Origin of the sequence: Sphingobacterium sp. UBA7253, assembly GCF_002472745.1 — a bacterium.
Lineage (GTDB): Bacteria > Bacteroidota > Bacteroidia > Sphingobacteriales > Sphingobacteriaceae > Sphingobacterium > Sphingobacterium siyangense.
This window is the reverse complement of the sequence record NZ_DKSP01000142.1, coordinates 1-13783: the sequence shown is the minus strand read 5'-3', so window position 1 is coordinate 13783 and position 13783 is coordinate 1. Positions and strand designations below refer to the sequence as shown.

The following is a 13783-nucleotide window of genomic DNA, read 5'->3' as shown; positions in this document are numbered from 1 at the left end:
ATTTTATTTTAATACTGATCGGTTAATTGGAAATATTAAAAATAAAAGCGAGTTAAAAATTAAGTTGAAATAGTACCAGCATAGTTTCGTTCCGAAAGATTAATTATGACAACTTATTCCTTTTGTATTTCCTAATTATAACAGGATGGTTGATGTAGATAAAAACCACTGTTAGATGATTCTAGCAGTGGTTTTTATCAATATAATGAGTTGAATTCAAGTTTCTTGTTAAAATAATGATTGTTGCAAATTGTCATTACCCAATGGAGGGAGTCCTTCCCAACCTTCAAATGGGTCGTAACGATGTTTGCCATCTGGACGGTTTGGATATCCTCTTAGGGTATAAACGGGGTATGACTCTAAAGCTAGACTCGGTATATCATAGGCAAAAATGGAGGCCATATCATCTTCATTTATATTGGATATCCATTTCTTCTCTAAATCAGGTGTAAGAAATAAAGGCATTCTATGTTTGTTCGGCCCATCATTATGTATATTTGCCATTAGTTCGTTTGCAGTCCTTGTTAACATGGCGAATGATCCTACTTTTTCGACCACGCCTTCTTGGTCATAGGATTCATGAAACTGATATAGCCCAGGGATATAGAATATCTCCCGCCCCTCCTGTCCGATATAATAGGGGACTTTCTTTTTCCATCCATTTATTGCACGATGTTCATATGTTCCAGAAACTGGAATCAGACATCTTTGGGATCGTAATCTATACCAGTATGATTTTTTATCTTCAAGTATCCTTTCGCTTCGCGCGTTAATCATATTTCGACGTCTATCCGTTTGCAACTTGGGGTCAGTTATATAAGTAGGCAGAACACCCCATTGCATTTCTCTGATAGCAAGCTGTTCAGAATCTTTTTCCTTATATATAATTGGATAGTCTGGGAATGTTATGGCTTGTACATTCTCCATATAATCATAATTATAATCCAGTTGTCGGCGCTCATCCCTCAAACCTGGGAATGCAGATTTAACAATTTCTATATCTGTATGTAAGCTAATGTCCCAGCACATAATTTCTATATTTTGGTGTAATTCTATATATTATCCTAATATAAACAAACAATAATGGATTAGGTGTCAGTTTCGATAAGATTTAAAATGATGGAATTTATATTTTGCTATTTCAATAATTCCAAAGCGGCAACTTTTTTGGTAGTTTGACCATCTGTTATGACCGCTATCACCCTCCCATATTCCAGAGTGAAAGTAATATCAATTGGATTTTTTCTCTGAAATTTTGTTTTTGTTCTGAGGTAGTTTATAATATTCTTATCATACATTTTAAGCATTCTTTTACTCCAATTCCCTTCTTTGATTTGATTGAGAAAAATGCGATAACCCGATCCAGTTTTTAATAATTTTTCTATTTTTTCAGCATCTTCAGGAAGCTGTAATAGCTTGCCCTCTTTTATATCAAGGTGGTGGGCATGTAATTTGGCCGGCATCTGATCGTCGTATGGAGTTAAAAGAAAACCTGATTTTTCTTTCACATCGGGCCATTCAAAACGCTGGAAAATAAAATAATTATAACCTGTTTCGACCAGCTCATGGAAGGAATTTTGGGTCAATTGCATAAACGGATTATAAAGCATATATTAAAGTTATCAACTTTCATTTATATCTAAATGTTTATTATCAATATACTTCTTTGAAATATTCACTGTCAATTATTAACGTGCAAAATAAGTTAAAGCTTACTATTGGTTTGACATTCCGTTTAGGAATATTCATAAGTTGAATTGGTCGAAACACAGTTTGTCGTGTATTAATCTAATTCCCTCGGTTATCTAGCATATAATACATTTTATCTAGGTCAAACTACAGTTTGTCGAGATTTTTTCTGGATACTCTTTGATATAAATACTTTTGGCCCATATTAACTTTTATTATTCTAAATGAAGAAACTATTTATTTTATTTTTAAGTGGCCTTTTACTGGTTTCATGTAAAAATCAAGGTATTGAACCAGATGCTTTAAACAAGGATGAGTATTATATCCCATTAAGTGAAAGTATTAAGGTCGCAGACTCACTACATTATTTTATTTTAGGAGACGCAAATAAAAAAGCATCAACTAAATTAAATATTGGAAATACCAATGCAACTTTAAAAAAGGAAATTATATCGGAAGATGGGACTCCTTTAATGCGTATTTTTAATTATGGGAAGGGGGGATTTATAATTTTGGCCGCAGATCGTCGGTCTAATCCGGTATTAGCATATTCCGATGAGACAAACTTTCCATCCGACACCATACCAGCCGCAACAGAAGCGTGGTTATATGAAAATAAACTTCAGATAGAGGAGCTAAAATCAGGCACAAGAGAAAATGTGAATGGAGAAAACCTCTTGAAAAAGGGAAATTACGTCAAGCTTTTAGGAGGAGATGTCCCAACAGTTAATGTGAAAAGAGCATCTACTGATAAAGTTGCTGGATTTTTCCCTCCTGCAGGAGGATGTGAACCAACTGGTTTTGAAATTGGCCCTCTTTTACAAACAACTTGGAATCAGAGTGGCGGTTATAATAATTTAATGCCTGATCTAGCATGTACACCTTATTATTGTAACGCTAAAGCATATACCGGTTGTGTAGCGACGGCGATGGCCCAAGTGATGAGATATCACCAATATCCATCTTCATATAATTATAGTATTATGCCTAATGCTGTGTCCGGCTATTGGGATGTTTCTACAGGTGCAGATGAAATTTCTAAGTTGATGCGTGATGTTGCAAATTCAGTGAATTCTAAACCGGACTGTAATGGAACTGGGGCTGCCGCTAATCTGAATGATATTCCTTACGCTTTGGAAAATACCTTTGGATACTCAGTTACTGCAACTGCCGCTGATTTTAATTATAATACTGTAAAAAGTGAAATTCAAGCTAATCGTCCTGTTATCTTAAGTGGTTATAGCAATAAAAGTGGATTTATTTTTCATACTTATGATGGTGGACATGTTTGGGTTGTAGATGGAGTCCGAGGAGGTACAAGCTGTGGTGAGCAAAACCCCGATGGTACTTGGACAGGTGGTGCATCTTTCCTTTATTTTCACATGAATTGGGGATGGGGAGGATCTAATAACGGCTGGTTTGGATTTGCAAGTGCGGATGCTGGAAATGGATTAAATTTCCAATATAAAAGAGGAATGGTATATTCAATTAAAAAATAATTACAATATGCAAAAACTAGGATTATTGATAATACTTCTCACATTATTTTCTTGTAAGAAGGAAGAAGGAATTAACAGTGTAAATGTTTATAGCGAAGTGCGTTTAGCTTTGTCAGACGAAGATGGAAATAATATCTTTGAGTCAAAAGGAGCGTCCTTTGGAATAGGTGATCTGGATTTATATTATGTAAACAAAGAAGGTAAAAGAGAAATTCAAAATAATTCGAATCTAGACCTTCCTAAACATATGGATATAGTGCATGAAGAAAGCCTAAAAGAGAAAGTACTTAAAGTTTTTGGAAATCTTACTCCGCAAAGTGATGGTTATGCAGAAAGTATATTAGTAGTCAAAGGATATGCAGAAATATCAATCAAATTAAAAGTTGAGAGTTCTGGTGCTTCTAAAGGTTATTCACAAATACTTGTGAATGGAATGGAGATTTCAAAAAACCAACTTGGTCATCCTATTTCTGTCAGACTTGCCAAGTTGGCTGAATAGGAAAACCTCAAAAATAATTATCTTTCATAATTAGGTTTTATAATGAACCACTATTAGGGGAAATCCAAAAGTGGTTTTTTTTATTTTCTTATCACTAGAATGCTATTTTTAGAGCATTTATTATTGACTTATTATGAGCAAATTGATTTTCACTTTTTTTCATGTAAAGTAAATTAACTCTCAGGTTGGAGGTTCTATAACTTGAATGTTCCTTTCAAAGATGTTCTGCCGCCGTTTTCATTTGGGATCGAGAATTCTATAGTTCCCGAACCTTTGGTATTACTTGGACTTCCACCATCATCAAAATGAGTGAACATGATGTAACCTGTTCCATAATAATAAAATTTATCATTTTCAGAGTATCGAATAAATGCATTGTCCCAATCATCAAAATATCTGTCTCCTCTTTCAATTTGGATTCTTTCTTTTCCAGCATTAGGCTTTATTTCATATTTCTTGTTTAAAACAACTCCTCCGGTTACAGGACAATAAATGGAAATGTTAAATCCTTTGGGATTTTCACCTTTTGTATATGGAGATGCCGATAATGTGACGTTTTCCTTATACTGCTGATATGATTCAGTTGGTGGGGGATTGTAAGTTAGAAATGGACTATTAGGTGCCCCAGGTGTGAGTATTATATGTCTTGCATCTACATAAGTAATCCCATCTTTCTGTATTTCCAGTTTATTTGAACTTGGTAAGGGATTCCCGTTTTTGTCGCAGGAATATAGTCCAATGGAAATGATTGCTAAAAATAATATTATCGTCCTCATAATTATGGTGTATTTGATTATGAATATTACGGTTTGCAATAGAAAAACGCTACAGTTATTAATTGTTTAATTACTTAATTTTATGAAACCGCTATCTATCTTCGCATTATAATGTATCCTAGATTGTTTAAATTATTCACTCCGTGGATCAGCTTTCAAAGGCATTTTGGCACATCGGAGCACTTCAATTGAAGGACAACCATATTCTACTACTACTTTTCCTTCGATGAGATAAATCCCCGCTCCTCGTAAGGGATATTGGTTCAGCGTTTTGGGAAAGTGAACAGTGTCAAAGAACTTTCCATGAGAATCTAAAAAAGTTCCAAATTTCATAAGCTCACCACGTTTAGTTTTGACGAACTTTTCACATACAAAATCCCCGACCATACGGAGCGTTTTTCCTTCATATTGACAAAGATCAGTTGCAAGAACATCCCCACGAAATTCACTTTTAACAAGGTCGAATAATGTTCCGGTTACACAAAAACCGAGTAATTCGATTTCGTCATAATAATGTTCCAATGTATTTTCTTCCAATGGTGGAAGAATCGGTTTTCGGGATTCTGTTTCGAATAATAAATTACCTGCCGGCACAGGTTTATGTTTACTCATTTGTAGATGCGCTTCCCAAAGGAGCTGCTTTTTGCTATCACCGGTAAATCGTAAAGCACCAACACGGATCAAGTTTACCACTTGCTCCAATCCGGCGCCAGTTCTTTTAGTAAAATTTTCCAAATTATGATATTCACCATTTAGCTCACGGTCTTCGACTATTTTTGTGGCTAACTTGCCTTCTAGGTTTTGGAGGCAGTCGAATCCCAGATATATATCTTTTCCAAAAATAGCCGTGTTATAATTAGATTTATTGACACATGGCAAGCAGATATTTGCTCCTGAAACGCGCGCTTCATTCACATAAATTTTCCGATTGTAAAAGCCACCATAATTGTTCAGAACTGATACCATGAATTCCAACGGAAAATATGTTTTCAGGAATAAGCTTTGGTAAGATTCAACAGCGAAAGAAGCGGAATGTGCTTTGTTGAATGAATATCCTGCGAAGCTTTCCATTTGCCGCCATATCTCCCGACTGATTTTTTCATCGTATCCTTTTTCTCTACAATTATTAAAGTACTTGTCTTCGATCTCGATCAGGTGGTCTTTACTTCGATACTTGCCTGACATCATCCTGCGCAATACATCAGCATCCGCCATGTCCAGTCCACCGAAGGCGTTTGCAATTTTCATTACGTCTTCCTGATACACCATTACTCCATACGTCTCTTCAAGCTGCTCTTTAAATACAGGATGTGGATAGATAACTGTGCTTGGATTATGATGCCGTTTGATAAATTCTGCCATCATACCTGAGGACGCAACACCTGGTCGGATAATGCTTGATGCAGCTACCAATGTTAGATAATCATCGCACTTAAGTTTTGTGATAAGTTGCCTCATTGCGGGACTCTCTATATAGAAGCATCCTATCGTATCGCCCGAACGAAGCTGATCCGCAATTCTGGGATCCGAAAAAAATCGTTTGGGATTATCTGTGTCAATGACCTTACCTAAGTTTTCACGGACAATGGATTTACAGTCTTTGATGTGTCCTATGCCACGCTGGGACAGAATATCAAATTTTTCAAAATTAATATCCTCTGCGAGGTACATATCAAACTGCATGGTCGCAAGTCCCTTCGGCGGGTTATCCATCGCCGAATAACAGGTTAAAGGTTCTTCTGAAATCAATACGCCACTGGCATGAATAGTCCTTTGGTTAGGAAAGTCCGCCATCTTGTTGTAAACGCTCAATATCGTATTTGTCACTTCATTTTTATTGAGAAGATGCTCAGGTTCATTAACCAGACGATCTATTTCGGCTTTTGGTAGACCATATACTTTTCCAAGTTCCCGGAGGATACTACGGGAACGAAACGTGCTCATAGCTCCCATGAGAGCAGTATGTCCTGTTTGGTAACGATTGAAGATATAATCGTACATTTCGTCTCGTTCAGCCCAGCTGAAATCTATGTCAAAATCTGGCGGTGATTTCCGTTTCGGGTTCAGAAATCGTTCAAAAGGCAAATTTAATGCAATAGGGTCGACGTCTGTTATTCCAAGACAATATGCTACGCAGGGATTCGCACCAGATCCACGACCTACATAATGAAATTGTCTGGAACGTGCGTATCTACAAATATCATCGGTTATCAAAAAGTAAGAAGAGAAACGTTGATTTTCGATAATCTCCAGTTCCCGTTTAATACGTTCAATGGCAATCTTGTCATTTTTTGAATATCTCCGTTGAAAACCGTCCATTGAATATTTAAGTAGGAGCTGTTTGTCATTGTAGCGATTACCTGTAAAAGTTGCTTTGTTCTTTACACTTGTAAAATTGAAATTAAAAGAACACTGGCCCAATAACCTGTTGGTATTGGCCAAGATCAATGGTAGCTCAGCGAACAATCTCATTAGCTTTGCCTTGGAAATAAAATATTCGTCATCAGGAGCGATCTGTTCACTATCAAGTTGGGAGATAAGCAGATTATTGTCAATAGCACGGAGCTGTCGGTGAAGGGTATAATCTTCTTTTCTAAAACTTACTGGTGCCAAGATAACGCAGCGTTCGACAGTCCGCTTTTCCATTAACATGACTTTCGTCCGCTCTGACGGTTTTATGCCAATATACTCATATTCCCGTAACTCAAATTTGCCAACTGAGGATAATGGATATATGACAAAGACATTGTCAAATTCTGGACTCCGCTCTTGAACTTGACGATTTTCCATATTGAGCTTTGTACGGAACTCATTGATTTCTTTGAAGCCTTCTTTATTTTTTGCTATGGTTATGAACCTTTGTTGACTACCCTCACGAAAATCCATCCCGGTTAAAAGGTTGAGACCGGCGGCTAGTCCCTCTTTGATAAATTCTAATGAGCCGGAACTATTGTTTATATCCGTTAAGACAGCTGTATCATAGCCATTGGCAAGCATCCCTGAAATAAGTTCCTTCGGGCTTAAAGTACCATACCGTAAGCTATAGTAACTATGAAGATTTAGGAGCATAGCGACCTCCTTTCTCTGGAATTGGGGCACAGATGGCTTTCATCAAAAATTCCGTCCCATAGCGTTTCCTTATTTTGTCCATCGCCTGCATGAGATTCACATCTTCAACGGAATCATTAAATAAATCGGTTTGATAGGAGCCATAGATCAATCCTGAGAATTTGACTCCGATAAGGCGGATAAGCATCCTTCTACTATATAATTTCTTAAAAAGTGATAAAACAACTTCCGTTAGCTTTTGATCAGAATTGGTATAAGCTATCTTTATCTGTTGAGTATGCGTATCGAAATTACTGTACCTTATTTTAAGAGTTACATTACTTGTAAGTTTTTCATCCTTTCTCAGTTCAAATGCAAGCATATCAACTATGCCAATGAGCGTCTTTTTCAAGATATCCATATCAATAGTGTCATTTTGAAAGGTGGTTTCTTTGCTCATACTTTTCTGTTCACGGTAGGGTAAAACAGGACTCTCATCAACACCATTGGCTTTTTTCCAAATGCTTATCCCATTTTCACCCAATACTTTTTGCATGGTAGAAACTTCCATACGTTGTAGGGTGATAATTCTGGAGATACCCATATTCCTCAATAATGTGTAGGACTTTTGACCCACCATTGGTATTTTGCGAATGGATAAGGGAGCCAAAAAGTCTTTTTCGGTTCCGCTATTTACGTGTAGCGCTCCACAGGGCTTTGCTTCACCGGTTGCAATCTTCGAGACTGTCTTGGTGTTAGACAGTCCAAAGCTTATCGGAAGCCCGGTTTCTCTCATGATGCGGTTTCTGAGCTTTTGTGTCCATTTCCAGCAACCGAAAAATCTATCCATACCGGAGATGTCCAAATAATGTTCATCAATGCTGGCCTTTTCAAAGCTTGGCGTTTCTTCTGATATAATCTCTGTGACTATGTTGGAATATTTGCTGTATTGATCGTAATCGCCTCTTACTACAATGGCTTCGGGACACATTCTTAATGCCAGTTTCATGGGCATTGCACTATGTACGCCATATTTTCGAGCTTCATAGGAGCATGAAGCTACCACTCCTCGATCTCCGGTTCCTCCGATGAGAACCGGTTGTTTTAAAAGCTTGCTATTCTGTAGCCGTTCAACCGATACGAAGAATGTATCAAGATCACAATGCACAATATTCCGTTCCATACAATTTTTGGCAATGTTTAAGGTCTTGACTTTCAAAAAATTTCAAGAAGATTGCCTAATCAAAATTACTAATATTTTTAGTAAATTGTAGAATAATAAATTGTGTTATTGTCCTATTTAATTGATTATTAGTCCTATAAAATTTATTTTAAGTGTTGAAAACTATTCGCGTGCTTTGTAGGTTTATTGAGAAACATCATATTTATGATACGAGACGAGCTGATCAAATTAAGAAAGGACGGGTATACCTGTTTATATAGAAAGAAGAATAGTTATGCATATCACCCTTCAAAAAAATCATTAGAAGAAATTATCGAGGATGTATCAATTACACCGTTGGCTGAGGACGACTTGATTACTTTGGATGATGCTATCGAATTTTTTAATGAGGAAGATTTAAGGTACGGTCGGATTCTGTTTAAGACAGAGAACGGATGGATTATATCTGATTAAATAATCCAACTGGCCTTTTAGTATGGAAATGGATTATTTTAAACGATTTGCTTTCGTAATTCGTCGATCAATTGCTGTTGGAGCAAAATAGTGCGCTCCTTTTCTTGAATTATTTCATCTTTTAATTTCAACTTTTGGTTGAGTATATCAATTTCCTCCAATGATCTCTGTTGCTCTTCTTTTTTGAATGCTGCTATAGGATCTTTATCATTTAGATAGTCTAAGAAGTTAACTCCAGCACATTTGGAAAGTTTAAGAAGGCGACTCAGTAAAATATCATCTTTCGTCAGAATTTTTTCAAAAGCAGATTCGGATATGCCTATTGCCTGACCAGCAACTTCATTTGAAATACCTTTGTATCGTAACGTTCTTTGGATATATCTTCCGATTGACTCTTCCATAATACAAAACTGTACACTAGAATCCGTCAAACAGAATTTATAGCCTCCAAATTACGGGGAATAATTTCCGAAATTTGGAGGTTTAATATATATATTCTACTTTTGAAGGTAGGGTTAATGTACTATCGGCGCAAATTTTGAGTATTTGTACAACTCAAAAGACTCATTTGCCATATTATACGCTGTTTTATTTTTTTCGAATCAGAGGACTGCATCGGTAAATGGATTTTATAACCCTAAAAAAAAGTAAAATAATTTTATATGTTTTCGAAGAGATTAATTCTTTCGCATATTTAGAAATCTAATACACTCTTTTAGTATTAAGCCATTTTCAGTAGCCAAATATATTTTTTAATTTAAATAGGAGATATGAAAGGAAGGATATATAATTTAAAAGCGAAAAACTCACAACGAGTAACCCAAAATATGGTTGAGAAAATGGAAAAGGTTTTAAGCGATATAGATTTAACAAACTTTTCTATATCGAATGAATCTTCTGCCGATAAAAATTCTATCGGTGAATTCTCTATCAATATTGATTCTGCGACATCTCTTTTAAATACATATTTTAAAGTTAAAGATCATTGGGGCGGTTCCGGTTTAATAACACTGAATAATCTTTTAAAATCTAATCAAACTAAATCAAATGTACTTCTTAACGCATACATGAAAAGTCTTTTTCAGATCTTTTTACATGATGAAGAAATGCACGGGATTATTATGTCTACCCTACAAGAAAATAATCCTGATCTGGATGACCTTTCAATAAGAGTAGAAAAGAGATGGAATTTATTTTTCCCCTTTTCGCAAGTTATCAATGATGATAATTTACGTTTGAGAACTCTTATATCTGTTCTTTTGTCCGGCCTACATTTTTATGTTCTGCAATCCAAAAGTGAAATTAGTATATTCTATAATATGGACTTCAATAGTAAGGAATGTATTGAGCAGGTTGAAAAGTCTATTTGGAACATTCTCGACTGGACTTTTCAATAGTCCCTTCCTTCTAAGCTCTGTTTTTCTGAATATGTAATTGATCGAGTAAATCACCTATTTGGTATGGGTCGATTATTGGTTTGTCGAGAATATTTGGGGATATATTTAATAAGATATATACTTACAACGAAACTGAACCTTATAATTCAAAATGAAAACAAATAGAATCTTAACAATCCTTCTTGTACCAGTATTATCTTTTTTTTATTCCTGTTCCCAATCCAGGGAAGATAAATATATCGGCTATTGGATTGAAGATGGGAAAGAACACTCCGAAGTGTTAGAAATAAAAAAGGAAGGTGATAAGCTGTATCTCAATAGCAAAGACATAGATGCGCCTGCTACATATAATAAAGATGAAAAGACACTTAGCGCTCAAATAACCAATGGTCTTGCCTCGATTACTATTTTGATGAATCTGTTAGAAGATACCGATAAAATGAAAATGAGCATCGGGAACAAAAGAGCGGATTTTTCTAAAGTTTCTAAGGAAAAAGCGGAAGAATACAAGAAAGCATATGATGCCTATTATGATCCGGATTTTTTTGTAGGTGAATGGAAAAGTGAAGTAGAGCAAGAAGTTCCGTTGAAGATCGTTAAAGAAGGTGACTCGTACTTTTATGTAAGCGGTTTTCTGGGTAAAAAGAAGCTGGCTTACGACAGTAAAAAGCATTTGTTGATCGGTAGTATGGGGATTGCTACGATCACGGTCAGACGGAGCGGTGAAAACGAGATCATTGCATACGGAGATAAGAAATATACCAAACTTAAATAACTCCCAAATAATTAGAAGCCTCATAAAATGGGGCTTCTTTTTTATATAGCCAATATCCTTTCTTTAAATTCTATTAAGACATTAGTAGATTACAAATTTGTAAGGGCATAATAATATCAAATCCGTGCAAACTATTTTACTTGTTGAATCAGTGTGCTTCTCCCAAAGTAATACCTGAATTCAAGAGGAACTTCATTATTAGCCTCTAAGATTTTAAATAGTTGAAATTTCATTTGAATAGAATTGTCCTTTTTATTCCTTTTCCAACGCAATTCCCATTTGCTTCCACTTAATCTGTCAAGATCCAATATGCCCTTTTTGATTCGTTTCAAGAACGAAGGTAAGACGTATTACGGATTCTAAAGGTCATAGCGAGTTTTGAAAAAATAATCTCCAGCCCTTTGGGTAGTATTTTTTTTCCAAAAACCTTTTATCTTCCTAGATACTAACCTTCTTCTGTTCATGAAAACGAAGCAAAAGCATACTCCGGCTCTTTAGACGAATAAAAAAATGTCAGCTATGAGAATTAAAACGCATTGGAAACAGAACAAAAAAGAAAACGAAAACAAGCACCTCCTCTCATTGCCGAATAAATCAAAAATCCATTCACGAACCATTAAAACATTAAAGACATGATACATCAATTAAATATCTCAGAAGCAAGGGTGTATGTTGGAACTTTCTATAAGTACAATACTGGATCATTATATGGTAAATGGCTTGAATTATCTGACTATTCAGACATAGAAGAATTTTACGATGCCTGTAAGGAACTCCACGCAGACGAGGAAGATCCAGAATACATGTACCAGGATTACGAAAATCTTCCAGATGAGCTAATTAGTGAATATAGTATTTGTGCGAACATTTTTGAAGTCCTTGAAGCAATAGAAGGAATGGATGAAAATTATAAAGAACCATTTTTTGTATGGTGCAATAACCGCAGTAGAAACTTGGCTAGGGAGGGAATTTATGACCTCATATCCAATTTTGAAGAACACTTTCAAGGTGATTACGATGATGAAGAGGATTTTGCAAGGGAGATCGTTGGAGAGCTGTATGATCTACCCTCAATTGCCAAACAATATTTTGACTACGAGGCATTCGCAAGAGATCTGTTCATGAGCGATTATTGGTTTGAAGATGGCTTTGTTTTCCGTGAATCATAATTATTTTTTCAACCAGGCGATCCGATCTTGGGTCGCCTATAAAATTCAGACAGATGAAAACAAGAATTAATAAGAATAATATAGGAGTACTGACATTTAGAGAATTCGATGAAAATCTACTATTGAATTTCCACTTTGATACCGAAGAATTGTTCAAAATAATTCTTCATGATTTGGACTTTGTTCGGTTCGAGATCTTCGACAAAAACAAAAAATTACTGCTAACAACAAATCAGTTTGAGGGGGCATCCGATGTAGTAATTATCCAACCGGCGAAAGTAGAGCGTGACGAAGAGATTAAATGGACAAATTTCAATGCCTATCGTATTCCTATGTATATCTATGGTAAAAAAATCGAATGGAAGGTGAACGGTAGGATCTTTAAAACCAGGAAATCTGCCACAGCCTTTGCGGAATTAACGAATAGTGACGTAGCTGCGATCATAGAAAAATTCATTGATAGGGACTAACTACAAGGAAATCATAAAAACATACTTATAAATCAAAATAAAATTAAAAAGATGAAAGCATTAAAAGAAATGACATTTGTAGACAAGGGACATGTACTGGCGGGACTATTTCCTGAATTACTCAAAGAATGGGTAGATTTTATAAAAAATGAAACCGAATATTTTAGAAGTGAGGAAGAATATTACCGAAATAATTGGCAAAGTAAAACTTTTATATCGGTCGGTTTTTGGTACAATCTGGTCACTGATATCGAACATTTATTGAGGAAATTTAATGTCGCATTATACCGTAATCCAAAGGTCTTTGCAGATCAATTGTTTTATGGATTTTTTGCTGTATTTACTTCAAATTGTTTGCTTCAATATGCCGAGAGTGAACATTGTAGTTTGCAAGCGAGACTAGCGATTCACTTACTTCTTGGTCAGAAAAAAAATGTAGAACATAAAATATTTAAATTATGAGAACAAACATGATTTTTAGTATTGAGAGCGTATTATTCGGCTTAGAAAATACGAGGGGACCATTAGAACTGGTGCAGTTTGCAAATCGTCTAGCATCACATGAAGGTATTCAGTGGTTCAATCGAATGGCTAGTATAAAATTCAATGATCCAAATATCAACAAGGCACTTCCAGGTGGAGTGCCTACTGATGAAACGCTGCTAATAGGGCAAGAGAGAGGTGAAGATTTGGATCTTTATCTCTGTATCAGAAGCGGACGAAATTGTTGTAGAATAGCGACAGCACATTTACCTGCTGGCGAAGTATATATTCACGACGAATACAGACATGCAATTCTTTCGGGTGCATATTCCGCACTATACT

Annotated in this window: 15 protein-coding genes; 9 read left to right on the top strand and 6 right to left on the bottom strand. The window is 35.7% G+C overall.

Going from position 1 to position 13783, the window contains the following annotated elements; all coding sequences use genetic code 11:
* Positions 1–228: 228 nt before the first annotated feature.
* Both B2X72_RS14730 and B2X72_RS14725 read right to left on the bottom strand, forming a co-directional pair.
* Positions 229–1029, bottom strand: a complete 801-nt coding sequence (locus tag B2X72_RS14730; protein ID WP_286850245.1) for an SOS response-associated peptidase — start codon at positions 1027–1029, stop codon at positions 229–231.
* A gap of 107 nt (positions 1030–1136) precedes the next feature.
* On the bottom strand, positions 1137–1508 hold the full coding sequence (locus tag B2X72_RS14725; protein WP_286850243.1) for a hypothetical protein: 372 nt from the start codon (positions 1506–1508) through the stop codon (positions 1137–1139).
* Between the two features lie 405 nt (positions 1509–1913).
* On the opposite strand from B2X72_RS14725, the gene B2X72_RS14720 reads away from it, so the two are divergent.
* A complete protein-coding gene (locus tag B2X72_RS14720) occupies positions 1914–3188 on the top strand; it encodes a C10 family peptidase (RefSeq protein WP_286850240.1) in 1275 nt (424 codons plus the stop codon).
* Between the two features lie 7 nt (positions 3189–3195).
* A complete protein-coding gene (locus tag B2X72_RS14715) occupies positions 3196–3687 on the top strand; it encodes a hypothetical protein (RefSeq protein ID WP_286850237.1) in 492 nt (163 codons plus the stop codon).
* A 194-nt stretch (positions 3688–3881) separates the two neighbouring features.
* Here B2X72_RS14715 and B2X72_RS14710 read toward each other — a convergent pair whose 3' ends face one another.
* The 3 genes from B2X72_RS14710 to dinB form a co-directional block, all read right to left on the bottom strand.
* Positions 3882–4463 carry a hypothetical protein gene (locus B2X72_RS14710; RefSeq protein ID WP_248932213.1) on the bottom strand — a complete coding sequence of 194 codons (582 nt, stop codon included), beginning with the start codon at positions 4461–4463 and terminating at the stop codon, positions 3882–3884.
* A 132-nt stretch (positions 4464–4595) separates the two neighbouring features.
* Entirely contained in the window at positions 4596–7532 is a 2937-nt protein-coding gene (locus tag B2X72_RS14705) for a DNA polymerase III subunit alpha (RefSeq protein ID WP_286850235.1), read from the bottom strand.
* Positions 7513–8694: a DNA polymerase IV gene (dinB, locus tag B2X72_RS14700; protein WP_248932211.1), complete on the bottom strand. Its 1182-nt coding sequence runs from the start codon at positions 8692–8694 to the stop codon at positions 7513–7515. Before dinB ends, B2X72_RS14705 begins: the two co-directional genes overlap by 20 nt.
* A 204-nt stretch (positions 8695–8898) precedes the next feature.
* On the opposite strand from dinB, the gene B2X72_RS14695 reads away from it, so the two are divergent.
* A complete protein-coding gene (locus tag B2X72_RS14695; RefSeq protein WP_248932210.1) occupies positions 8899–9147 on the top strand; it encodes a hypothetical protein in 249 nt (82 codons plus the stop codon).
* A gap of 38 nt (positions 9148–9185) precedes the next feature.
* Here the strand turns inward: B2X72_RS14695 and B2X72_RS14690 are convergent, their stop codons facing one another.
* Positions 9186–9548, bottom strand: a complete 363-nt coding sequence (locus tag B2X72_RS14690; RefSeq protein WP_286850232.1) for a hypothetical protein — start codon at positions 9546–9548, stop codon at positions 9186–9188.
* Positions 9549–9917: 369 nt separating this feature from the next.
* Here B2X72_RS14690 and B2X72_RS14685 point away from each other — a divergent pair, with 369 nt between their 5' ends.
* The 6 genes from B2X72_RS14685 to B2X72_RS14660 all read left to right on the top strand — a co-directional run.
* Positions 9918–10544 (top strand): hypothetical protein, encoded by a 627-nt coding sequence (locus tag B2X72_RS14685; protein ID WP_286850229.1) that lies wholly within the window; start codon positions 9918–9920, stop codon positions 10542–10544.
* Between the two features lie 151 nt (positions 10545–10695).
* Positions 10696–11319 carry a hypothetical protein gene (locus B2X72_RS14680; protein WP_286850226.1) on the top strand — a complete coding sequence of 208 codons (624 nt, stop codon included), beginning with the start codon at positions 10696–10698 and terminating at the stop codon, positions 11317–11319.
* A 632-nt stretch (positions 11320–11951) separates the two neighbouring features.
* A complete protein-coding gene (locus B2X72_RS14675) occupies positions 11952–12488 on the top strand; it encodes an antirestriction protein ArdA (protein WP_286850224.1) in 537 nt (178 codons plus the stop codon).
* Between the two features lie 53 nt (positions 12489–12541).
* Entirely contained in the window at positions 12542–12958 is a 417-nt protein-coding gene (locus B2X72_RS14670) for a hypothetical protein (RefSeq protein ID WP_286850222.1), read from the top strand.
* Positions 12959–13009: 51 nt separating this feature from the next.
* A complete protein-coding gene (locus tag B2X72_RS14665; protein WP_286850220.1) occupies positions 13010–13420 on the top strand; it encodes a hypothetical protein in 411 nt (136 codons plus the stop codon).
* Positions 13417–13783 (top strand): hypothetical protein (locus B2X72_RS14660; RefSeq protein ID WP_286850218.1); only part of this gene is annotated, 367 nt, incomplete at its 3' end. The genes B2X72_RS14665 and B2X72_RS14660, both read left to right, overlap by 4 nt.